The sequence below is a fragment of the Neptuniibacter marinus genome (assembly GCF_001597725.1).
Taxonomy (GTDB): domain Bacteria; phylum Pseudomonadota; class Gammaproteobacteria; order Pseudomonadales; family Balneatricaceae; genus Neptuniibacter; species Neptuniibacter marinus.
In genome coordinates this window covers 255,666-278,682 of sequence record NZ_LUTR01000001.1, presented here as the reverse complement: position 1 = coordinate 278,682, position 23,017 = coordinate 255,666, and the positions used below count along the sequence as shown (strand labels likewise).

Annotated in this window: 20 protein-coding genes and 1 tRNA gene; 17 read left to right on the top strand and 4 right to left on the bottom strand. The window is 42.4% G+C overall.

Going from position 1 to position 23,017, the window contains the following annotated elements:
- Positions 1-6: 6 nt before the first annotated feature.
- Positions 7-816, bottom strand: a complete 810-nt coding sequence (locus A3774_RS01255) for a hypothetical protein (protein WP_067862203.1) — start codon at positions 814-816, stop codon at positions 7-9.
- A 221-nt stretch (positions 817-1,037) separates the two neighbouring features.
- Between A3774_RS01255 and A3774_RS01250 the strand changes: the two genes are divergently transcribed.
- Together A3774_RS01250 and A3774_RS01245 are read left to right on the top strand one after the other, a co-directional pair.
- Entirely contained in the window at positions 1,038-1,796 is a 759-nt protein-coding gene (locus A3774_RS01250) for an EAL domain-containing protein (protein WP_067862201.1), read from the top strand.
- 96 nt (positions 1,797-1,892) lie between these two features.
- Complete coding sequence (locus A3774_RS01245; RefSeq protein ID WP_067862447.1) at positions 1,893-2,498, top strand: DUF924 family protein; 606 nt, start codon at positions 1,893-1,895, stop codon at positions 2,496-2,498.
- Between the two features lie 9 nt (positions 2,499-2,507).
- Here the strand turns inward: A3774_RS01245 and A3774_RS01240 are convergent, their stop codons facing one another.
- Positions 2,508-3,380, bottom strand: a complete 873-nt coding sequence (locus tag A3774_RS01240; protein ID WP_067862199.1) for a DUF72 domain-containing protein — start codon at positions 3,378-3,380, stop codon at positions 2,508-2,510.
- 107 nt (positions 3,381-3,487) lie between these two features.
- Here A3774_RS01240 and A3774_RS01235 point away from each other — a divergent pair, with 107 nt between their 5' ends.
- From A3774_RS01235 to rlmB, 15 genes are all read left to right on the top strand, one after another.
- Positions 3,488-4,270, top strand: coding sequence for a motility protein A (locus A3774_RS01235; protein ID WP_067862197.1), 783 nt, complete (start codon positions 3,488-3,490; stop codon positions 4,268-4,270).
- 13 nt (positions 4,271-4,283) lie between these two features.
- Positions 4,284-5,066 (top strand): OmpA/MotB family protein, encoded by a 783-nt coding sequence (locus A3774_RS01230; RefSeq protein ID WP_067862195.1) that lies wholly within the window; start codon positions 4,284-4,286, stop codon positions 5,064-5,066.
- Entirely contained in the window at positions 5,063-5,449 is a 387-nt protein-coding gene (locus tag A3774_RS01225; protein WP_067862193.1) for a PilZ domain-containing protein, read from the top strand. Before A3774_RS01230 ends, A3774_RS01225 begins: the two co-directional genes overlap by 4 nt.
- Positions 5,450-5,524: 75 nt before the next feature.
- A tRNA-Met gene (locus A3774_RS01220) sits at positions 5,525-5,601 on the top strand.
- 455 nt (positions 5,602-6,056) lie between these two features.
- A complete protein-coding gene (gene dctP, locus A3774_RS01215; RefSeq protein WP_067862191.1) occupies positions 6,057-7,109 on the top strand; it encodes a TRAP transporter substrate-binding protein DctP in 1,053 nt (350 codons plus the stop codon).
- Positions 7,110-7,112: 3 nt separating this feature from the next.
- A complete protein-coding gene (locus A3774_RS01210; RefSeq protein WP_067862189.1) occupies positions 7,113-9,374 on the top strand; it encodes a putative bifunctional diguanylate cyclase/phosphodiesterase in 2,262 nt (753 codons plus the stop codon).
- A 203-nt stretch (positions 9,375-9,577) separates the two neighbouring features.
- Positions 9,578-10,792 (top strand): bifunctional alpha/beta hydrolase/OsmC family protein, encoded by a 1,215-nt coding sequence (locus A3774_RS01205; protein WP_067862187.1) that lies wholly within the window; start codon positions 9,578-9,580, stop codon positions 10,790-10,792.
- Between the two features lie 150 nt (positions 10,793-10,942).
- Complete coding sequence (gene cysM / locus A3774_RS01200; RefSeq protein WP_067862185.1) at positions 10,943-11,836, top strand: cysteine synthase CysM; 894 nt, start codon at positions 10,943-10,945, stop codon at positions 11,834-11,836.
- Between the two features lie 267 nt (positions 11,837-12,103).
- Complete coding sequence (gene relA / locus A3774_RS01195; RefSeq protein WP_067862183.1) at positions 12,104-14,368, top strand: GTP diphosphokinase; 2,265 nt, start codon at positions 12,104-12,106, stop codon at positions 14,366-14,368.
- Between the two features lie 36 nt (positions 14,369-14,404).
- Entirely contained in the window at positions 14,405-15,226 is an 822-nt protein-coding gene (gene mazG / locus A3774_RS01190; protein WP_067862181.1) for a nucleoside triphosphate pyrophosphohydrolase, read from the top strand.
- Between the two features lie 3 nt (positions 15,227-15,229).
- Positions 15,230-15,610, top strand: a complete 381-nt coding sequence (locus tag A3774_RS01185) for a hypothetical protein (RefSeq protein ID WP_067862179.1) — start codon at positions 15,230-15,232, stop codon at positions 15,608-15,610.
- A gap of 145 nt (positions 15,611-15,755) precedes the next feature.
- Entirely contained in the window at positions 15,756-18,365 is a 2,610-nt protein-coding gene (gene ppc / locus A3774_RS01180) for a phosphoenolpyruvate carboxylase (RefSeq protein WP_067862177.1), read from the top strand.
- Positions 18,366-18,617: 252 nt separating this feature from the next.
- Positions 18,618-19,277 (top strand): adenylate kinase, encoded by a 660-nt coding sequence (adk, locus tag A3774_RS01175; RefSeq protein WP_067862175.1) that lies wholly within the window; start codon positions 18,618-18,620, stop codon positions 19,275-19,277.
- A gap of 133 nt (positions 19,278-19,410) precedes the next feature.
- Positions 19,411-20,421, top strand: a complete 1,011-nt coding sequence (gene hemH / locus A3774_RS01170; protein ID WP_067862173.1) for a ferrochelatase — start codon at positions 19,411-19,413, stop codon at positions 20,419-20,421.
- Positions 20,422-20,423: 2 nt separating this feature from the next.
- On the top strand, positions 20,424-21,164 hold the full coding sequence (gene rlmB, locus A3774_RS01165) for a 23S rRNA (guanosine(2251)-2'-O)-methyltransferase RlmB (protein WP_067862171.1): 741 nt from the start codon (positions 20,424-20,426) through the stop codon (positions 21,162-21,164).
- Positions 21,165-21,288: 124 nt separating this feature from the next.
- On the opposite strand, the gene A3774_RS01160 is transcribed toward rlmB, so the two are convergent.
- Both A3774_RS01160 and A3774_RS01155 read right to left on the bottom strand, forming a co-directional pair.
- Positions 21,289-22,005 (bottom strand): hypothetical protein, encoded by a 717-nt coding sequence (locus A3774_RS01160; RefSeq protein WP_067862169.1) that lies wholly within the window; start codon positions 22,003-22,005, stop codon positions 21,289-21,291.
- Positions 22,006-22,120: 115 nt separating this feature from the next.
- Positions 22,121-22,990 (bottom strand): HD domain-containing protein, encoded by an 870-nt coding sequence (locus tag A3774_RS01155; protein WP_067862167.1) that lies wholly within the window; start codon positions 22,988-22,990, stop codon positions 22,121-22,123.
- Positions 22,991-23,017: the final 27 nt, after the last annotated feature.

Below are 23,017 nucleotides of genomic sequence, written 5' to 3'. Positions count from 1 at the left end.
AACTCCTTAAAGCGATATAAAATGATTATAGATCGCAATCAGTTCTTCTTCAGTGAATGTAACTATAACTAACTGTTGTCCTGGTGTGATGAGGTTGGGGTTATCCCCTAGAATTCCTTTTTCGTAATTATAGATATAAGTTTGGTCTACTTTATTTTTAAGTATTTGGCCCAAAAAAGAACTACGCTTATTGTCTAATTTCTCATCGGCGTCTTTTGGAATATCAACGGTGACTGTTTTGTCGAGGCCAGGCAACACAAGTCCACGTGTAAATGTGCTCATCAATCCATGTTGAATAATTCCCCATAGCCCTTCGATATCGGCTTCATTTACCGCATGAATAAAATAGATATTGTTAGCTGCTTGGTCAGGGTTATCGAGTAACTCTTGTAATTTTATCTGATTTTCTAAAGAGAGCTCAGCGATTGGATCATTGCTATTGGGTTGAGCGGTTGAACCGGCGGTTTTAATGATATTTATATGGCTAGAAACGGCAAAGGTTGCGGTCCCATCTTCAGCAATAGCATCCGGGTTTGCTGGCGCATTTTCTTCTGGCGTTGCATCGAGTCGTTCGACTTTCTTTTTCGGTAGCGTAAGGAGCTGGTCGGATGTAACAAAGTTATCCGCTGTACCAATATCTATGGGCTGTTCAGCGCCTTGAGTTAAGGTATTAATATGTTTTTTTGCATTGGGGTTAGATTCTTCATGTTGCTCGGTAGATAAGGGTGAGGAAGTCTTTGATTCTTTTTCTTCTAAGAATAGATAAGCCGCCGCGCACAATGCAGCAATAACAATGATTATAAAAAAGCGTTGCATTCTATCTTCCTCTAACAAATTTATTAATACGATGTTCCATAATGTAGCCCTATGTTAGCAATATTAAAATAGTTAAAAATATAGTTAGGTGTATCTTTTATTACTCATGTCAGTCATTTTTTGTAATAAATTCAATACTTTTTCCTTTATAAGACTACTCAAAATACTATTTTTTAAATACAATTGATAACTATTATCATTACTGTTTAAGGTTGTGTCTTGTGAGTTTTTATAGTCCTTCGGTCGATAGGTTAGAGTTACTTGAGTTAGTAGATAGACAGCGATTTGGTGTTGAGTATCAACCGATTATAGATACCTGTAGTGGTGCAGTTATAGGTCATGAGGCTCTAGCACGTTTCTTTAATCACCAAGGAGATCTGGTTGCTCCTTTGCATATATTTCAATTATTACATGACAGTCCGCTGATGCTTGCCCAAGTTGAGTTACAGTTAAAACGGTTACAGATTAGATTTCGTCCTAAAAACAGCACGCTTTTTCTTAATCTTGATCCCCATGCCTTCTCTGTATTTGGGCCGACTGAGAACGAGAATGTTATGGCTAAAATGTTGACGGATAATCAAGATTTAGTAATAGAGCTAATTGAAAATACCGATCTGAATGATGCGCATATTAGTAATGAGGTAGCCACGCTTATGCATCACAAGGGCGTTGCGATCGCACTGGATGATGTGGGTGCTCCTGGCACAATGGTCTCTTTGAATATTTTGAGTAATGTGGATTTTATTAAATTTGACCGACATTGGATCAGTGGTGATAGTTGTCAAAGCAAGAGTATGAAGCAGTTGTTTAAAAGTCTAATTGGATATGCCCAGTTAAGTGGTAAAAAAACGATACTAGAAGGTGTTGAATCTGCAGAAGATCTAGCCTACGCGGCTAAAATTGGTGTTGATTATGTGCAAGGTTTTTTTTACAAAGAGTTGTTTGTAAATGAGCATTGTGGAAATAAAGGTGCGTTATAGCTCCTGCTAGGTGTGAGACTTAGCCGAACGCCAGAGTACGCAAACTGCCTAAATTCCACTACCTTTAATGTTTAATAATCTCGCGTGTTGATGGATATGATTGAGAAAATTGAAGATATTTTAAGATTCTGGTTTGGCACAGTGGAAAACGGTTTTCCAGTGATTGATCGCAGTAAATTATGGTGGGCAGGCGATGCAGAAAATGACCGTCTAGTCTCTGAGCTTTTTGGTCATCGTGTTCATCAAGCATTACGTGGTGAACTGGATGAATGGGCAAGTTCGCCGCGAGGGCGACTTGCCTTAATTATTTTATTGGATCAGTTTACGCGTACTATATTCAGGGGTTCTGAAGATGCATTTTCTGGTGATACTCAGGCGTTAGCCCTATGTATAGAGGGACGTAAGCTGGGGCATGATCAAGCATTAGAGGTTGTTGAAAGAGCGTTTTTCTATATGCCATTTGAGCATGCCGAGCAGTTGGATCTACAGCAGCTAAGTATTGAATGCTTTGAGCAGATGCTATTTGAAGTCTCAGGGGTCAATAAGATCTATATGGAAAATTGGTTGGATTTTGCCCATCAGCATTATGACCAAATTAATCGTTTTGGTCGTTTCCCGCATCGTAATGAAGTATTGGGTCGCAGCTCTACACCTGAAGAATTGGCCTTTTTGCTACAGACTAAGAATCGCTGGGGGCAATAATTGTTGCGCTTAGAATAAGTTGTCTTGTTTTTTTGCCGGGAGCCAAGGATTAAACAAGCAACTTCCTGGACGTTGTTTTTCTAATTGATTAACAAAGTATGCTGCGAGTTCAGGGGCCTCAGCATTATCTGGTGTGTGAAAAAAGAAAAAGGGAGTTTTGCCCTCATCCATCCAGTGGATGGCTTTATTGATCCAAGGCGTTAAATAGTCCGTACCTAGCTCCCAGTCTAAGGGGGTAATAAAGCGAACCATGGGATACTTTGAAGTCGATATGGCGTGAACGGGGAGTTTCGGTTTATGCATTTTTGCTTTTAAGCTAATGGGATCGTCTGATGGGTCATTAAAGAGTGCACGGGTGTCAAAGCTAATACGGCTAACATTGTTTTTTGCTAATAGTTGATTAAACTCCCTTTCCGTCTCTTGTTTATCAAAGAAACAGAGGTTTCGAACCTCAACACCGTAATTAAACCCTTCTGGTAGATTAAGTAAAAAATTGGATAAGGTCGGAAGGTGATCGCTATCAAACGAAGAGGGGAGTTGTATGCATAAGAGTCCAAGCTGCTCTTGCAGTGGCTGTAGGCGATTTAGAAAGGCACTGGTCTCTTTGGTCGTTGATCTAAGATGGTTTCGGTGAGTGATCTCTTGGGGAAATTTAAAGCAAAAACGAAAAGTCGGGTCTGACTCTTCAGTCCATATCTTTACGGTGTCAGCCTTAGGTAGCCCATAAAATGTGCTATTACCTTCCACGCTGCTAAAGTGGCGAGAGTAGGCTTTTAAAATATGTTCGTTTTGACTGCGTTGTAGAATGTTCTCCTGCCAAGCAGCATGTTGCCACTGAGTGAGACCGATATAACAACGTTGTTCACTTACTTGATGAGACACAGTTTTACGCAGGTTTAGTTAATGAAATGTACTTATAGTTACTGTACTTTAACATGCTAACATACAGATTATATTTAATTTTAAGTGGATGTTTAGAGAGTTATTAAATGGATTTCGCATCACTTGTTGGAATTGTTTCCGGCTTAGCTTTGATTGTCTCCGCCATCATAATGGGTGGCAGTGCCGATGTTTTTGTCAATGTACCAGGAATGATGATTGTTGCTGGTGGCACCATCGCTGCCACATTATTAACTGTACAGTTTAAAGACGTGACAAACGCATTTAAGGGGGCTTTTATCGTTTTTACCCAAGATAAAACGAACCAACAGGAGATGATCGATACCATGTTGGAGTTGAGTCGAATTAGTCATCGTCACGGTCTGATGAAAGTCGGTGATGTTGAAAGTTCTTCACCGGTTTTAAAGCGTGCATGTATGCTCTTGGCTGAGGCCGCATCGGAGCAAATCATTCGCAATACTATTCAAAATGAGATCGATTCTCTTATTGCTCGGCACTATGCAACACAAGATGTGTTTCGAAAAATGGCGGCTTATGCGCCAGCGTTTGGAATGTTAGGAACATTAATTGGGCTTATTCAGATGCTAAGTGAGTTAGATAACCCTGACACTATTGGTCCTGCGATGGCGGTTGCGCTGTTAACCACTTTTTATGGGTCGTTATTAGCAACAATGGTTTTTTTACCTATCGCTGGTAAGTTGAAATCAAGAACCTTACTTGAGGTGACAAACCTTGAAATTATTCGTGAGGGGTGTATCAGCATTTTAACAAATGACCACTATATGCATGTGTATGAGCAGTTGTCGTCATATATTCCAGCTGCCAAGCGGAAAAAGTTAAGGCAAGGTAAAAGTAAGACTGCAGAAAAATAAGGGAGTATAAATTATGGATTCTAAAACGACCCTTATAGAGGAAAATGAAACAGCTGATTGGCTTTATACTTTTGCTGATTTAATGACTTTGCTGTTGGTTTTCTTTGTGCTGCTTTTTTCTCTTTCAAACATTGAAATTGAGCGTTTTCAAATTGCTTCTCGTTCATTAAATGAAGCATTTCAGGGTGAGTCTGGTGCAAATAGTATTATCGAGTTTCCCCATGAAGCTCCAGTAAAACCAGAAATTCCTGATGAGATTGAAGAGCGCTTACCTACGTCTCGTTTGTCTGAGGAGGAAGAGGACAAACCTATGGAGAATGAAGCAGAAAATCTTAATTCTTCACTGCAGAGTTTAAATGATGATCTCGCCGAGCAGTTAAAGATAGATGTTTTAAATGAAGCGGTTGAAGTCGGTTCTCCTAAAGATGGCAAGGTGATTATTAAGGTTAGCGGGGACCTGTTGTTTCCCTCAGGTTCTGCGGAGTTTAATCCAGAAATGATGTCCGTGCTTGATTCCATAGTGTTGACGCTTAAGAAAAATGCAGAGATTAAATTAAGTATTCATGGGCATACAGACAATGTACCTATAGAGACTGCTAGGTTTCCTTCGAATTGGGATCTTTCAGCCATTAGGGCAACTAACGTATTGAGGTATCTGGTTAGGGGTGGGCTTGAAGTCGAGCGTGTCTCGGCTACAGGTTATGGCGATTCTAAACCACTTTTGCCAAACGATAGTGTTGAAAATAGAGCGCAAAATAGACGTTTGGAATTTGTATTAGAGAGACAGGCAGAATGAAGATCCCTATAGAACTTGAATTAAGTGATGATGAAAATAGGCGTAATGCCTATAGAGCGCCTGTTGATGATAAAGTATCAATGACGATTGATGACAAGCCTGTCACGCTGTTAGATATTTCAGAAACAGGTGTGGCCTTTGAAACAACTGATCATCTATCAGGGAAGATTGAAAAAGCAGTTATTCTATTTACTTTAGATAAAAGCTATCGCCTTAAACCAGCTTTAAATGTTTCTTTCTGTGGCGCGGGGCGCTGTGGTGCTCAGTTTGATGGCCTCTCTGAAAAGGCACGTTTGGTTTTATCTGAGTTAATAATAGATATTCAAAAAACACGTATCCGGCAGGCAGCAGAAGATAAATTTCAAGTAATTGATAAAGAGTAATTTAGTTAATCGTTGAAAATATTAAAAAAAGCTTGAGGTTTTTGGAGTGGGTCTGTACTATTCGCACCACGTTGATGCGGGGTGGAGCAGCTTGGTAGCTCGTCGGGCTCATAACCCGAAGGTCGTTGGTTCAAATCCAGCCCCCGCTACCAGATTAGAGAAAGCCGATTTAGTGAATTCTAAGTCGGCTTTTTTTCGTTTTGGTATTATGATTTTTAAAAGATGTAGCTGGTAGCTCGTCGGGCTCAGCTCATGTAAGACCAGGCGAAGGTCGTTGGTTCAAATCCAGCCCCCGCTACCAGATTAGAGAAAGCCGATTTAGTGAATACTAAGTCGGCTTTTTTTCGTTTTGGTATTATGATTTTTAAAAGATGTAGCTGGTAGCTCGTCGGGCTCAGCTCTTGTAAGACCAGGCGAAGGTCGTTGGTTCAAATTCAGCCCCCGTGTTAGCTAAACGCTTTCATTTACGCACTAATATGTCAGCCGTTCAATGTAATCGCCCTTAATAATTTATGTCTTTATCTATACTTATATCAACCATATACTTGAATTATCTTTTTGATGTTTATCAGGAAATAAATTTTTTTATTTACAAAGTGAATTTTAAATGAACTCTGGTCGTGTTGTTTTTACGTTTGCCTTTTTTCTTTTTATCTCTGGATGTACGGATCAGAGTGAGCCGGAGGTTTATCGTTGGGATATACAGTCACAAGCGGTTGCCACAACCACGAGTTATCTTGAAATACAAAACTTTGTAAAAAGTATTGAAGCGATGAGCGCAGGGCGGCTGATTATAACGCCCCATCCCGCAGGTGAATTGGCACATGGTTCGGATATTTATACAGCGGTAAGTGAAAATCGCATTCAAATGGGGAATGGCTGGCCAAATTGGTGGTCGGCACAACACCCTGCATGGGCTGTTATGAATTCGGGGCCGTTTGATTTTATGAACATTGATGCATCAATGATGTTCTTTTATGAAAAAGGGGGGATCGAGCTGGCCAATGAACTTTCTATTCCTCAAGGCGTTTTATGGCGTCCTGCGTGGTGGGCCGGTATGGAATTTGGCTTGGTCTCTAATGAACCTATAGCTGGTTTAGACGACTTACATGGAAAAAAGGTACGTATAGGCCCAGGCTTTCCGAGTGAGGTCTTAGTAGAGGCATCGCAAAGTATGGCTATTCCACTCGTACCTGAAGAGATTAAACTATCATTGGTATCGGGTCACATTGATGCGGTGGAGTGGACAACATCGACCGGTATTATTGATTTAGGTTTGATGGAGGTTAGTCCTTACGGGATTGTTCCCGCTATCTGGCAGCCTTCTGTTTTAGCCGATTTTTTGATTAACAAAGAAGCCTATGATGCGTTGCCTAAAGATTTGCAGACGATTTTAGAGTCGGCAATAAAATCGTATGCCTTAACAACAACGTTGAAAGCTAAGGTAAATGATATTGCAGCATTAACGATCTTAGAGGATCATGGTATGACGCTGCAAAAATGGAGCCCTAGTGATATTGAACGTTGGCGTGTAGCAGCAACGGCGTTAACAGCGCAATATAAACAAAAAGATGATTTCTCTCGTCGCTTAATTGAAAGTAAGCAAAAATTTAAGCAGGAGTTTGATTATTACTATCAATATTTTGGGCCGTATGAATAGCCAATGTTGACTATTTTTAATTACCGTTTAATCACGGCGCTAGTATTAAGTACTGTCATTATCATGTCTGTTTTTGGGGCAGTTCGCTTCTATCTGTCAGAAAAGGCATTTGACGCCAACCTTGATTCGTTAGTGTTTCAAACTTCAAACAGAATAACCTCTGCAGTAAAACCTTCCATATGGTCAATTTATAGCAAATCGGTGGAGCGCTCTTTTTCTCAAGAGTTCGCATCAGGTGTACTCGACTCTGAGCTGTTAGGGGAGTATGTGGTGGGTGTTGTGGTATATGGTCAGTTCGGTCATATCTATATGGGAAAGTGGAAAGATAGGCAAGGGCAGGTCTTTTCATATGATTTGAAGCAGCGAAAAAAATTAATTGAGTATGCGGATTTTCGTCGCTCATTTCCTATTAGTTTTGACACTATGACCTTAGGGAAAGTCGAGCTCTTTATTGATACAACGGCGTTTAAACAACATCAAAAAGACGCATTGATCGTTGAATTAGTTCAGATCGGAATTGTATCTATTTTCTTTGTGTTTGTTCTTTTTTATATGATTAAGCGCTCACTTTTAAAACCTATGCGCAAGCTAGAATTGGCCCATAAAACATTTGCAAGTATGAGTGAGGCGATTGTCTATACCGATCATAAAGGCGATATTTACGAATTTAATAACGCTTTTTTGAATATGCTCAAGCCAGGCTCTGTGGATGTGGTAGGAAAAAATATTCAGGCTTTTTTCCCTGAAGCGTTTAATACATTTTCCCCTGTTTTTGCAGAGGGGGCACATGAAGCTTGGCAGGGGGAGGCGAGTTTTTGTTCTTATGACTCGTGCGTCGTTCCTGTGTGGTTAACTGTCAGTGCGGTTGACGAGGCCGCGCAGAGTTTAGAAAGTCCCAACGGCGTATCTGAGTTAGTGTTTGTGTTTCAGGATATTTCAGAACGTAAAAATGCAGAAGCAAAACTACAAAAGCTTGCATTCCATGATGTGCTAACAGGCCAGCCCAATCGGCAATATTTTGAAGAGGAGTTAGCGTTAAACCTGAATTTGGCACAACGGCAGGGACGTAAACTGTCCTTGATCTTTATTGACCTTGATAACTTTAAGCATATTAATGATGCGTTAGGTCATGCTGCGGGGGATAATGTACTGATTGAGGCCGCTAAACGGTTCCGGCTTAGATTACGCAGAGCGGATTTTTTAGCGAGGATCGGTGGTGATGAATTTACGGTGATTGTGAATGGCATTACTGATTCAGAAGAATCTGCATTCATCGCAAAAGGGCTTATAGAAGCGCTTAATGAACCGATTGTTATTAATAACACTGAATTTAAAGTGGGGGCCAGTATAGGGATTGCTAATTACCCTGATGATGCCGAGGATGAGCAAGAGCTGATTAAAAATGCCGACATAGCGATGTATAACGCTAAAGATTTAGGTAAAAATCAAATATCATTTTTCTCTAATGAGTTGAATGAGAAAGTAGAACACTATTTTGAATTAAAAAATAATCTTGATTTTGCGATTAAACACGGTGAATTTCGATTATATTTCCAACCTAAAGTGGACCTGTTAGCGAATAAAATCTGCGCGGCAGAAGCCCTAATTCGTTGGATTAAAGCGGATGGCACTCTTGTTACACCTGACAACTTTATTCCTGTTGCTGAAGATACGAAGCAAATCATTCCTATAGGTCAGTGGGTTATTGAAACTGCAATCCAGCAACTAAAGGATTGGCAAAATACTGAGTTTAAAGACTTATCACTGTCTATCAACGTATCGGCGATTCAGTTATATGACGATAGTTTTTTACCTCACTTAAAAAGCAATTTAGAGTCTTCAGGCATTAATCCGGCGCAATTAGAAATAGAGATAACCGAAACGGCGGTTATCACGGACACTGAGACCGCCGTTAAAATCTTGTATGAATTAAAAAAACTGGATGTGGTTTTGTCCTTAGATGACTTTGGTACGGGTTACTCCTCATTAAGCTACTTACGCTTATTGCCTGTCGATATCTTAAAAATTGATCGTTCCTTTATCGCAAGCGCAAAAGAGGGAAATGTTAGTATCAAAATTCTTGCATCGATTATCGCGTTAGCACGGGAATTAGCAATTGATGTTGTTGCTGAAGGTGTCGAAGATGAAACACATCTTAACTTGTTGTTGGCGCACCAGTGTCAACTTGGGCAAGGGTATTATTTTTCTAAACCGCTGCCGTTAGCGCAGTTTGTGAAACTCGATTTGGACTTGTCCTTACATTAAACGTTCCCTTCCAATATTAGTCGCCTATCTTTATGAGGATCGGCTTTATATCTTCAGGTTTTTGAATATTTTGTTGTTATAAAGCCGCTCTATTTTATCTATAGTTATTTATAAATAGCCGAAAATAACCTATTAGTTGATACTGAATTTAAGTACGAACGGGGTCACACCACTTCTAAATACGTCATGCGGAGAGATTAAAGATGAAAACTGAGCGCTTAGAGTTTGTTGGGCATGATGGTTCTACGTTAGCGGCGAGGTTGGATCTACCTGTTGGAAAGCCCGCTGCGTACGCTCTTTTTGCTCATTGTTTTACCTGCTCTAAGGATATACCCGCCGCACGTAGGATTGCTCAGCGTTTAGCATCTCTAGGTATTGCCGTTTTACGTTTTGATTTTACTGGATTAGGGCATTCCGAGGGTGAATTTGCTAATACAGGATTTAGCTCAAATGTAGAGGATTTATTGGCAGCGGTTAATTTTTTACGTGAAAAGTATGAAGCACCGCAGTTACTGATTGGTCACTCATTAGGAGGGGCTGCAATACTAACTGCAGCAAAAGGTATACCTGAGGCGAAAGCTGTCGTGACTATTGGTGCTCCTGCTGAGCCTGATCATGTGTTGCATAATTTCAGTCATCATGTGAGTGATATTTGTTCTGAAGGTCAGGCTGAGGTCAGTCTTGGGGGGCGTGCTTTTACTATTAAGCGTTCTTTTGTAGATGATATTTCGGGTATTTCGTTAGAGGAGAGTGTAGGTCATCTTAAAAAGGCCTTGTTGGTTATGCATGCTCCTTTAGACGAAACTGTCGATTTAGAAAATGCGGCTAGGTTATTTAAAATGGCCAAGCATCCTAAAAGCTTCGTTACTTTAGATAATGCCGACCATCTGCTTTCACGCCCTGAAGATGCAGAATATGCTGCTGAATTAATATCTGCATGGGTACAACGCTATATAGATGTGGCTTTATTGCCAAAACTTATGAATGCCCCTGAGGGGGTTACGCGTGTTAGCGAAGCAGATCCTAGTAGTTTTACCCAAGATATTAGTGTTGAGGGGCATCATTTAATAGCTGATGAACCTGAAAGTTATGGTGGTAATTATCTAGGCCCAAGCCCTTACCAATTGGTGGCAGCCGGTTTGGGAGCTTGTACATCTATGACAATTCGAATGTACGCACGACAAAAGAAGATCCCTTTAGATCACGTTCAAGTAGATGTGAGCCACAGTAAAATTCATGCACAAGATTGTTCTAGTTGTGAACAAGAGAAGGGGAAGGTCGATCAATTTGTGCGCCAAATTACATTGACAGGTGATCTGTTGGATGAACAGCGTCAACGCTTACTTGAAATTGCTGACCGTTGCCCTGTTCATCGGACATTAGAAGGTGAAATTAAAATTATGACGGTACTTGTTTGAGGTTAAGGTGAGTACGTTGTTGAAGCTCTGAAATATCAAAGTGATTTCTTGAGCTTTAATGGAACCATCGGTAGAATTTCAGGTCTTCTTATAAGGCATAAGAAAATAGTTTCTTATGCCTTTTTTTTATGTTTGATGGGTGATTAATTTATGCAAGCTCAGTTCCCTACTATTGAAGATTATATTGGTCAGACCCCGTTGGTGCGTTTACAGCGTATTGGTCAAGGTCGGGGTAATGTGATTCTGTGCAAGCTAGAGGGAAATAATCCGGCAGGCTCTGTAAAAGATCGCCCCGCTTTAAGTATGATTCAGCACGCAGAAACACGCGGACAGATTAAGCCTGGTGATACGTTAATCGAAGCAACTTCAGGTAATACTGGTATCGCTTTAGCTATGGCCGCTGCGATCAAGGGCTATAAGATGAAGCTGATTATGCCGGACAACTCAAGTGCCGAGCGTAAAGCATCAATGACAGCCTATGGGGCAGAGTTAATCCCAGTCTCAAAAGAGGCGGGGATGGAAGGCGCCAGAGATCTTGCTTTAGCTATGCAAGCGAGAGGTGAAGGGATCGTACTCGATCAGTTTTCCAATATGGATAATCCTGAAGCGCATTATCAAGGTACAGGTCCTGAAATTTGGCAGCAAACCCAGGGAACCGTCACTCATTTTGTTAGCTCTATGGGTACTACAGGCACGATTATGGGCACATCACGCTTCTTAAAAGAGCAAAATGAAGCGGTTCAAGTGGTGGGTCTTCAGCCTAGTGACGGCGCTCAGATACCCGGTATTCGACGTTGGCCTCAAGAGTATTTACCTAAAATTTTTGATGAAAGTCGTGTTGATCTTGTGTTGGATATTGATCAAAACGAAGCGGAGGATACTATGCGAGCACTAGCGCAGAAGGAAGGGATTTTCTGTGGGGTCTCTTCTGGTGGGTCGGTAGCTGGGGCTTTACGTTTGGCTCAAGAGGTCGAGAATGCGGTGATCGTCTGTATTATTTGTGATAGAGGTGACCGTTATCTATCAACTGGAGTCTTTAATTAGTTATCCTCAGATAAAATATCTAACTTCAAAAGCCCTAAGGGGCTTTTTTTGTAAGTATTGTATATCTGGGTATACATTCTGCTTAATGTTTGTTTTTGATATAGAGCGGGAAACAAATTCGCGCTTTGAGCTCATAAAGAATAGAATGGCCGACCACAGGATAAGGGTTGAATAACAGGGAAGAGCCCATATTTTCTTGTCTAATTAAAATAATAAAAGATGCGGCTTAATTTTTGGGAGTAGCAGTTTTTATGGCGCAGGTTCATCATGGTTAAAGTTCGCCAAGATCAACCCATTAGAGATGATGGGTCCGTTGATATAGAGTTATGGTTAGAACAGCTTCAAGATTTAACAGATATTGATGACATCGATGTCGTTCGTCGTGCCTGTGAAATGGCCAAAAAGGCACAGAAAAGTACCGATGAAGTAGAAGATGCTTGGGCTGAACAAACGGAAGGTTGCTTTCGAACCGGTCTGGAGATGGCACAAATTCTTGCTGATCTTCATCAGAATCAAGAATCCCTAATTGCTGCAATTCTCTATCGTGCCGTTCGTGAACGTAAGCTTCCTATGGAGCGTGTACGGAAGCAGTTTGGTAAGCCTATAGCCCAGTTAGTCATGGGCGTCCTTCAGATGGCGGCGATTGGTAGCCGTAAAAATCCGCGTATTGATGACAATGTTCTAGGTAGTGACACTACCCAGATGGATAACCTGCGCAAAATGTTAGTCGCAATGATTGATGATGTGCGGGTTGCCCTCATTAAAATTGCAGAGCGTACTTGTGCTATTCGAGGCGTTAAAAATGGCTCTCGTCGGAAACGTTATCTTGTTGCTCGTGAGGTTTTTGATATTTATGCGCCTTTGGCTCATCGCTTAGGTATAGGCCATATTAAATGGGAGCTAGAAGACCTTTCGTTTCGCTACCTAAAACCGAATGATTACAAACATATTGCCAACTTATTAGATGAGAAACGTTTAGATCGTCAAGAATATATAGATCAAATTGTTGTGCGCCTAGAAAGCGAGCTTGAGAACGCCGATATTGATGGCGAGGTTAACGGTCGAGCTAAACATATTTATAGTATTTGGCGTAAAATGCAGCGTAAGAATATTGAATTTAGCCAAGTTTACGATGTTCGCGCTGTTAGGATTTTAGTTCCAGAAAGCCGTGACTGCTACGCAGCGCTTGGGATTGTTCATAGCTTATGGCGCAACATACCCCATGAGTTTGATGATTACATCGCATCCCCTAAACCTAATGGCTATCGTTCATTACATACGGCTGTTTTTGGCTTAGATGGCAAAGTGCTAGAGATTCAAATACGTACCTTTGATATGCATGAAGAGGCCGAGTTGGGCGTCTGTGCGCATCATCTCTATAAAGGTACAGACACCAAAACCAATAGCGATGCATATGAAGATAAAATTGCTTGGTTGCGTCAGGTTCTGGAATGGCATGATGATCTAGGTGAAAGTGAAGGCTTTGGTGAGATGTTGCGCGGCGATGTAGTGCAAGATCGCTTATATATCTTTACTCCCGATGGTCATGTGATTGATATGCCTAAAGGGGCGACACCTATAGATTTTGCGTACCGCGTACATACTGAAATAGGTCACCGCTGCCGTGGCGCTAAAGTTAATGGTCGCATAGTGCCGTTAAATAGGCGTTTACAAACGGGTGACCAAGTTGAAATCATGACCGGAAGTGAGGAGCGCCCGCGTCGCGATTGGTTAAATATGAACCTTGGTTTTGTCACGACTCCACGAGCGCGGGCAAAAGTGGCGCATTGGTTCAAGTTTCAAGCCAAAGAGCAAAATGCTGATGCCGGCCGCGCAATGGTGGTTAAAGAGTTCAAACGTTTGGCGATCGATCTTGATGACCTTAACCTGACTGAAATTTGCGCTGAGGTTAATTACAAAACCATCGAGGATATGTACGCGGCTTTAGGGGCCGGTGATCTAAGGCTTTCTCAAATTATTAACTCGGCACAAAGTCAAGTACTCGACGAGGACGTCGATGAGCAGTTAGATCTGGCATTACCATCACACCACGAAGACGAAGTGAGCCCGGAAGGGATCAAAGTTAGCGGTGTTGGTAACTTGTTGTCGACGATGGCAAGTTGCTGTACTCCGGTTTTAGGTGATCAAATTGCCGGTTACATTACGCAAGGGCGTGGAATTTCTGTGCACCGCGAAGATTGCAGTAACTTTATTCAATTACAGGAAAAAGAGCCGGAAAGAATTATCGAAGTAGATTGGGGCGTCTCGGGTGAGACAACCTATCCCGTTGATATTTTTATTGAAGCCTTCGATCGTCCCGGCTTGTTACGTGATGTGATGCTGATTATGGCCGCTGAAAATGTGAATATTGTTGCTGCAAATACACTATCAGATAAACGTGAAAATATGGCTAGATTAACGTTAACCGTTGAAATATCGAGTTTAGATCTGCTTGGACGCGTTATGGATAAAGTTAATCAGATACCGAATGTGATGGAAGTTTATCGTCAGCGTAGCGGTATTATACGTTAATTTGGATGAGTAAATTTTTAGATAAGGCTTTAATAGATGTCACCGACTTATACAATTGATGATCTTATCTATCTCATGTCGCGGCTGCGAGATCCTGACGGCGGTTGTCCTTGGGATCTTAAGCAGGACTTCGCTTCTATTGTGCCCCATACACTCGAAGAGGCCTATGAAGTAGCGGACGCTATCGAGCGTAAAGATTGGTCCCATCTAAATGACGAGTTAGGTGATCTGCTGTTTCAAGTGATCTTTTATGCTCAGTTAGGTGCCGAAACTGAGCGTTTTGATTTCTCCACTATCGTGTCAAATCTGGTAGCTAAGCTAGTTCGTCGTCACCCTCATGTTTTTCCTGATGGTACATTACACTCTCCCCCTGCTGAGCGAACGTTGACTGACGACGAAATTAAGCAAAACTGGGAGCGTATAAAGCAGCAAGAACGGGAGGGTAAAGAAGCAAAAGGTGTTAGCCGAGTTTTAGATGATGTGCCTAAAGCCTTACCCAGTTTGAGTCGTGCGGTTAAATTGCAAAAACGTGCTTCTCAAGTCGGTTTTGATTGGAATGATGCTGAATTAGTGCTCGATAAAATCGAAGAAGAAATCGCTGAGTTACGTGAAGCTATCCAATTGGGAAACCAAGCGGCTGTGGCCGATGAGATGGGGGATGTTCTTTTTGCCCAAGTCAATTTGGCGCGGCATTTAGGCGTTAACCCAGAAGATGCTGTGCGCGGTACTAACCAAAAGTTTGAGCGCCGTTTTGGCTTTGTTGAAGATAACGTACTTAAGTCAGGTAAAGCTTGGTCAGAGTTTTCGCTTGATGAGCTTGATCAGTTCTGGGATCAAGCTAAGGCTAAGGGGCTTTAGTCGGTGACATCGTTCCAATGGTTTGTCATCGCTTTAGTGATTATTGCTGGCTTAGGTTATTGGAACTGGAACAAAACAGATCAGCAGCTTAAACAGCTCCAAGCTACGGGCTTTACAGTTAGTGAAGATTTTAAAGGATCGCCGAGGCTTTTATTAGACCTCAATCGCCAAGAGGTTGCCGTTGTTGGTCCAAGAAATTACGAGATCATTGCTTTTTCCGCAGTAGAAAAGCTAGAGGTGATCTACGATAGCGGGACTGAAGTTGATCAAAACTACCGACTCGTACTGTATTTTGTTGGGGATAAGCAACCGAGTAAAGAGATTGCATACGCAGATGAATGGACTGCAAAGAAACAACTCAAAAAAATCCGTTCGTTCTTATAGCTAAGCACGCTTACCCTACTGCCTCAAATCTAGACAACCATTCTTTTATATAAGATTAATCATATGAAAAGCCAGTGTTTTTATTCTTTTTAATGGGGTAGCATCGAGTTAATCAGATGCTATTTTTCTGCGTCAGGAGGGGTATATGACCGATCTGCACGAAGCTTTACGTGATAATGTTCGAATGTTAGGTGCTAGTTTAGGTGACACAATCAAGGCTCACTTAGGTGATGAATTATTTGAGAAAATAGAAACCGTCCGTCAATTAGCAAAGGCTGGACGTAATACAGCAGAATCTGAACATGAAGAGCTGCTTAAGGCGTTAAAAGAACTAAGTGAAGATGATGTTTTACCGTTGTCTCGGGCCTTTACTCAGTTTTTGAATTTAGCCAATATTGCAGAAGAACACCACCGGGTACGTCGTCATCTTGAGGAAACAGATGTGTGTACACCCGATTCTCTATGTACTTTATTTGCTCAGCTGCGTCAGAAAGGTTTTTCACCACAGCAGGTATCAGACGCCTTCAGTCAAATGCAGATTGATTTGGTACTTACGGCCCATCCAACAGAAGTAAACCGTCGAACCCTGATCCAAAAATATGATGATATTACTGAATGTCTACGTCGCTTAGATCGTGGCGATGAAGGCGCGCAACATCGTCTTGATGAGCTTATACGCCAAATTTGGCATACCGATGAGATTAGAAAACTGCGCCCCACACCCGTAGATGAAGCTAAATGGGGTTTTGCTGTTATAGAAAACTCCCTTTGGACCGCCGTACCTAAATTTTTACGGCGTCTTGATTCTCAGCTGAATGAAACCTTAGGTGAAAGGCTTCCGCTCAATTGTTCGCCTATACGTTTTGCCTCATGGATGGGTGGCGATCGTGATGGCAACCCCAATGTGACCGCTAAAGTAACGGAAGAGGTCCTACTCTTATCTCGTTGGATGGCGGCCGATCTCTACCTTAACGATATTGATGCCTTACGCGCTGAGCTCTCTATGTACCGTGCCAACAAAGAGTTACGTGATCGTGTCGGTGACTGCGCCGAGCCGTATCGCAAGCTGTTAAGTGAAGTACGTGAAAAGCTAGCATCTACTAAAAACTGGGTCGCGAGACAGCTTAACGGTGACATCAAAAGTGATTGTGATGTTTTTGTCCGCGACGAGGAGTTGCTTGAGCCTCTTATGCTTTGCTACCGCTCCCTGCAAGAGTGTGGAATGGGCGTCATCGCTGAGAGCGCGTTAGAAGACATTATTCGTCGTATCGCCTGTTTTGGTTTAACACTGGTTAAATTAGATATTCGCCAGAGTTCAGATCGTCATGCACAAGTATTTGAAGAGCTTGCTCAATTTTATGGCTTAGGCTCCTATAACGGTTGGAGTGAAGAGGGGCGTCAAAACTTTCTGCTAAAAGAGCTGCAAAGCCGTCGTCCACTATTTCCTAAAGACTGGGCGCCTTCTGCTGAGGTACAAGAGGTAATCGACACGTGCCAAGTGGTAGCTCAGGCCGAACCTAGCGCATTAGGTTCTTATGTTATTTCTATGGCAAGTACACCCTCCGATGTATTAGCGGTGATCTTACTGTTACGGGAGATGGGAATCAGCCACAATATGCGTGTTGTGCCGCTCTTTGAAACCTTAGATGATCTAGAAAGTGCGCGAGATTGTATCGATGCACTGCTCAAAGTGGATTGGTATAAGGCTTATACGGAAGGTCATCAAGAGGTGATGATCGGTTATTCGGATTCGTCTAAAGATGCGGGGCAGCTGGCGGCCGCATGGGGACAGTTTAAGGCTCAAGAAGCGTTAACTCTGCTATGCAAAGAGCATGATGTACATCTGACCTTGTTCCACGGTCGAGGTGGCACCGTCGGTCGTGGTGGTGGTCCAAGCCATACGGCCATATTGGCACAGCCGCCGGGGTCTGTTGATCATAGCTTGCGCTTAACTGAGCAGGGTGAAATGATCCGCTTTAAATACGGTATGCCTGATTTAGCGGTGCGTAATTTAGAGTTATGCACAGGGGCAGTCCTAGAAGCAACGCTTACTCCTGCGCCAGGCCCTGAAGAATCGTGGCGAGTACAGATGGAGAGTATGGCGAAAAAAGGCCTAACGGATTATCGCGCTATTGTGCGTGATGACCCTAGTTTCGTGCCTTATTTCCGTGCCGCAACACCGGAGCAGGAACTGGCTAAACTTCCGTTAGGATCAAGACCGGCTAAGCGTCGTCAAGATGGAGGGGTTGAGAGTTTACGTGCCATCCCATGGATCTTTGCTTGGACGCAGATTCGTTTGATGCTACCGGCATGGTTAGGTAGCGATACCGCGTTAGGTGAGGCCTTAAACGGTAGTAGTGCTGGATTGGTCAAACAGATGTACCAACAGTGGCCGTTCTTTCGTTCGACCATCGACATGCTTGAAATGGTGCTGGCGAAAAGCGATACCAATATTACTGCCTACTACGATAAGCGTTTAGTATCCCAAGAGCTATGTACACTAGGTTCTAGCTTACGTAGCCGGTTACTTAATATTGTTGCTTTGATTAACACCATTAAAGAGCAAGATTACCTATTACAGGGCAATCCGGTGATTAGACAATCCATTGATGTGCGTAACCCATACATCGATCCACTGCATTTTTTACAAGCGGAATTATTGAACCGTGACCGTAATGAACCGGATCAACGTCTTGAACAAGCGTTAATGGTAACAATGGCTGGCATTTCAGCGGGGATGCGTAACACGGGTTAATAAGGTAAAGTAGTCGGCCGCACGCATAAGGATGCGGCCAAAACGCTGTTTATTTTTTCAACGATTGTTCGTTTTCCGGACTTTAGTTTAGGGTTGGTAGTGCTAATGTCGAATTGTTCGACATTTGAGGCGTGGTATTGTCCGTAACCAGCGTTTTTACAGCAACAAATTTTTTGTTTTCGATAGCTTCTATTGGTCGAGAACATAACCATTTTTCTATTTTTTTAAACTTTTAAGTTAGGAGTTTCCTGTATGCGTATTATCCTTCTGGGCGCACCAGGCGCAGGTAAAGGTACTCAGGCACAATACATCACAGAGAAATATAGCATTCCACAGATCTCTACAGGTGATATGTTGCGCGCTGCAGTAAAAGCGGGTACCCCACTGGGCGTGAAGGCCAAAGAAGTCATGGATGCAGGCCAGCTTGTATCTGATGATATTATCATCGGTCTGGTTAAAGAACGTATTGCTGAAGCCGACTGTGCAAAAGGTTTTTTGTTTGATGGTTTCCCACGTACACTTCCTCAAGCTGATGCATTGAAAGATGCGGGTGTTAAGATAGATGCGGTTGTCGAGATCGACGTTGCTGACGAAGAGATCGTTAAACGCATGGCGGGCCGTCGCGTACACCCAGGTTCTGGTCGTACTTACCATGTCATCTTCAATCCACCAAAAGTGGAGGGTAAAGATGATGTGACAGGTGAAGATCTTGTTCAGCGTGCTGATGATGCAGAAGAGACCGTTCGTGATCGTCTAAACGTTTACCATGATCAAACTGCACCACTGATTAATTACTACAAAGGTTGGGGTGACACCGATGCTGCAACTGCACCTGCGTATGTATATGTGGCAGGTGTAGGTAGTGTTGATGATATTCGTGACAAAGTATTTGAAGGTTTAGCTAACGTCTAATCCCCGAATCTTGAGTCATTTAAAAGCCGTACCTGAAAGGGTGCGGTTTTTTTATGTCCAAATGATCGTTTCTATAGGCTTTTACGTATAGTTTGGGGATAATCACGGGTCAAAGTAGAAGGAATATCGCTGAATGAGTCAATCTGAAAAAACAGCCATCGTTTTAGTTAACTTAGGCACACCGGATAAAGCGGAACCTAGTGCGGTACGACGTTATTTAAAAGAATTTTTATCTGATCGGCGTGTTGTTGAAGGAAAAGGCCTACGCCGTCTGCTTTGGCTAAGTGTGTTAAATGGCATAATCCTTAATCTGCGGCCAAAAAAAGTTGCTAAAGCTTATGCCAGTATTTGGGAAGATGATTCCCCTATGCGCAAAATTCTAGATAAGCAGGTGGCTGAGCTACATCTCTTACTGCAAAAGAACTATGGTGACACGGCCCCCGATGTATTCGCAGCCATGACCTATGGTTTGCCTAACCTAACAGCGCGATTAGAAAAACTGTCCGAAAGCGGTTATAAAAAAATCCTCATCGTGCCTATGTACCCGCAATACTCAGCGACAACGACAGCACCTATCTATGATCAAGTAGCTAAGTACCAGTTAAAACAGCGTTGTGTGCTTGATATTCGTATTGTTAATTCCTATTACAGCCATCCTACTTATATTAGTGCGTTGGCGAACCACATACAGCAGTTTAAAGATCAAAACGGCACGGCAGATAAATTAATGCTCTCCTATCACGGTATTCCTAAAGAATATGCAGATAAAGGGGATCCATATCCTGCACAGTGCCATGAAACCTCAAAACTGCTCGCAGCTAAGATGGGGCTATCGGATAATGAGTGGATTACAACTTTCCAGTCGCGCTTTGGCCCTGCTGAATGGATGCAACCTTATACTGATAAAACCCTTGAGACCTTGCCTGAGAATGGCATTAAAAAATTACATATTACCTGTCCTGCTTTTTCCGCTGATTGCCTTGAAACCCTAGAAGAGATCGCGATAGAAAACCGTGATGTGTTTCTTGAAGCGGGGGGCGAACAATATGATTACATTCCTGCATTGAATGCGCAGGCCAGTTTTATAGACCTCTTGGCTGTCTTGGTAAAAGAACAAGCGGGCGATTGGGTAGGGGAGCGTTAAACATGCAGTATGAACACCTCTTTGGTATCCACGCGATCAATACTGTTTTAAAACGAGATCCTAAACGTGTACAGCGCATTCTTATCTTAAAAGGTCGTAATGACGAGCGGATGCATAGCCTATTTGAAACGGCCATGAGTCATAAAATTCAAGTTGAGCAAGTCAGCAAGCGTGAACTTGAAGAGCTGGTTGAGGGAGGCGTACATCAAGGCGTTGTGGCTTTTTGTAAACCGATTCCAACCCGGACTGAAAAGTACCTTGAGCAACTACTCGATAATTTAGATAAGCCCGCGTTTCTGTTAGTACTCGACGGCGTAACAGACCCTCATAACCTAGGCGCGTGCTTACGAACTGCCGATGCGGCGGGCGTTCATGCGGTGATTGCACCCAAAGATAAGTCCGCTCCCTTAAATGCAACAGCAGCAAAAGTTGCCTGTGGGGCCGCCGAAGCGGTTCCTTATGTGTTGGTGACTAACTTGGCAAGAACCCTCAAAAGTTTGCAGCAGCGGGGCATCTGGACAACAGGCACTGCGGGCGAAACCGATCTGGATGTTTACACCGCTAATCTAACGGGCCCTATGGCATTGATTATGGGCGCAGAAGGGCAAGGTATACGCCGTTTAACTCGCGCTCATTGCGATCAACTGGTTAAAATCCCTATGGCGGGCGAAGTGAGTAGCTTAAACGTATCTGTAGCGACAGGTATCTGCTTGTTTGAGGCGGTGAGACAAAGGAAAATTTAGGCACTGTTAGCCTTTAACTGTGCCTTTCTTTTTTTCTGAGATATTCTGTGGCCCTTTTTTATGGTTGTAGGATGAAGTCGACAGGGTATTGAATTAAAAAGGGCATCGGTTTGATTTTCAGAGCTTAGTGCTCATTGATATGGGGCAGTAGTTCTTTTAACGTTTTTAGTTCTTTTCTATGTTTATATAATTCTTCCAGATCAGTATCTAATTCATCAATGCGAATTCGTAGTTCTTCTAAATATTGCGCTTTAGATATCATGTAACGACCATCTTTCAAAAAGGTTTCAAGGCTGATTTTTAAGTCATCAATGGTATTTATAAAGGCTCCATTGCCCTTTTCGGCAGCTCGGTAATCATTGACTAATAGGATGATGTCATTGAGAGCAATAGGCACATTTTTAGTTTCATATTGACCATTGGCCATTTTTTTTGAAACTGATTTTTGGTTTTTAAGCTCATACACAACGGGTATGATTTTGTTGATTCTTGCACCGTATAATTCAGCATAGCCCCGTTGCTGTGCTTTTTTGTTGCCTGTCATGGCTTGTTTGGCGAAGTTATAGACATTGTTAATGTGCATTGTGGTTTCTTTGTTAGGCCAGTTTTTGTTGTTGGCATCAACAATAACCGCGATATGAATACCCCCTTTTTTCTTTTTAAGGTGTTCAGCGTACATTTTTAAAAAAGTCTTATAGGCAATCGGTGTTTTTAGCATAGGAATCGGTAAAAACTGTCCTTCGCGAGCCTTTGCTTTGATAACCTCTGGATCCACCTCAAATGTTAGGCCTGTTGATGTTGTTGGTAAGTTTGCGGATGTATTTAAGGGCTTTTCAGCCATGGTAAGCTGCCCCCAAGTGATTGCGATAAGGGTAATAAGTATGCAAGATGACCTGATTTTTTCATGGATAATGCCTTATCTGTGCTTATTTCAGTAGTGTTATCAACTTATGCTGCTAATCCAAATGCGTTAAGCGCAATTGTAATATTTCAATCGCGCTTGAATAACGCTTAGAAAGAGATGCTGCTTTTTCAGGTGGGAGGGCTCTAAGTCGCTTAGGATCTGTATTGTCGAGTAGGTCACATAGTTTCACTTGGATTGCGCCGATTGGACCTGTAGTGGCTAGCTGTTTGATGCGTTGCTTGTAGGTTAGTCCGTCATTTGGTCGCTTTGTTACTGCCTCAACGATTTGAATTGTATGCTCAGAATAACCGCGTTCGCGTAAATCCTGCGCAGTAATATCACAGTCTTCCAATACGTCATGTAACAGGGCTGCGTGATGGATATCTTCGCTTGCTTCAGGAAACATCTTTTGTAATTGCGTATGAACGCGTAAAGGGTGTTGCGCATAGGGCTGCCCAGCTTTATCTATTTGCTTGGCATGAAGCTTTATAATCCATGCTTTTGTATTATGGATTGATCGCTCAAACTCCCATAGCATCCACTGTTCATCACGGACATTGCTGTCATCGAAGATATCATAAACGCTCAAGTCGGTAATTTGCTTCGCTAAATTTTCATGTAGCTCATTATTAACATAAGAGAGCGGTTTACCCTCTGTGCTTGTAATACAGTTTGCAATCAGAAATAGATCATTTTTATAGACCAATTTAATGGGGGGAAGCCCCCAGACCTCCTCCATTATTTCACTTAATGACGTAATTTTATCTTGTCGGTGTTCTTCTGGGCCATGTATACAATACAGTAATTCAGTGTCACGATAATTGTTAGCGCAGTATCGGACAATTGCTTTTATTGTATCCCATTCATGAATAGATGCATCAAGGGTTGCAAATGCATAGTCTGTTCGGGTGATAGAAATCATAGGCGTGTTATTGCTGAATAATAGGCT

Bases quoted from the DNA above. Each gene is read 5' to 3' on its own strand.
- A3774_RS01255 (WP_067862203.1), bottom strand. From the start codon at position 816: ATGCAACGCTTTTTTATAATCATTGTTATTGCTGCATTGTGCGCGGCG.
- A3774_RS01245 (WP_067862447.1), top strand. From the start codon at position 1,893: ATGATTGAGAAAATTGAAGATATTTTAAGATTCTGGTTTGGCACAGTG.
- A3774_RS01235 (WP_067862197.1), top strand. From the start codon at position 3,488: ATGGATTTCGCATCACTTGTTGGAATTGTTTCCGGCTTAGCTTTGATT.
- A3774_RS01230 (WP_067862195.1), top strand. From the start codon at position 4,284: ATGGATTCTAAAACGACCCTTATAGAGGAAAATGAAACAGCTGATTGG.
- A3774_RS01225 (WP_067862193.1), top strand. From the start codon at position 5,063: ATGAAGATCCCTATAGAACTTGAATTAAGTGATGATGAAAATAGGCGT.
- dctP (WP_067862191.1), top strand. From the start codon at position 6,057: ATGAACTCTGGTCGTGTTGTTTTTACGTTTGCCTTTTTTCTTTTTATC.
- A3774_RS01210 (WP_067862189.1), top strand. From the start codon at position 7,113: ATGTTGACTATTTTTAATTACCGTTTAATCACGGCGCTAGTATTAAGT.
- A3774_RS01205 (WP_067862187.1), top strand. From the start codon at position 9,578: ATGAAAACTGAGCGCTTAGAGTTTGTTGGGCATGATGGTTCTACGTTA.
- cysM (WP_067862185.1), top strand. From the start codon at position 10,943: ATGCAAGCTCAGTTCCCTACTATTGAAGATTATATTGGTCAGACCCCG.
- relA (WP_067862183.1), top strand. From the start codon at position 12,104: ATGGTTAAAGTTCGCCAAGATCAACCCATTAGAGATGATGGGTCCGTT.
- mazG (WP_067862181.1), top strand. From the start codon at position 14,405: ATGTCACCGACTTATACAATTGATGATCTTATCTATCTCATGTCGCGG.
- ppc (WP_067862177.1), top strand. From the start codon at position 15,756: ATGACCGATCTGCACGAAGCTTTACGTGATAATGTTCGAATGTTAGGT.
- adk (WP_067862175.1), top strand. From the start codon at position 18,618: ATGCGTATTATCCTTCTGGGCGCACCAGGCGCAGGTAAAGGTACTCAG.
- hemH (WP_067862173.1), top strand. From the start codon at position 19,411: ATGAGTCAATCTGAAAAAACAGCCATCGTTTTAGTTAACTTAGGCACA.
- rlmB (WP_067862171.1), top strand. From the start codon at position 20,424: ATGCAGTATGAACACCTCTTTGGTATCCACGCGATCAATACTGTTTTA.
- A3774_RS01160 (WP_067862169.1), bottom strand. From the start codon at position 22,005: ATGGCTGAAAAGCCCTTAAATACATCCGCAAACTTACCAACAACATCA.
- A3774_RS01155 (WP_067862167.1), bottom strand. From the start codon at position 22,990: ATGATTTCTATCACCCGAACAGACTATGCATTTGCAACCCTTGATGCA.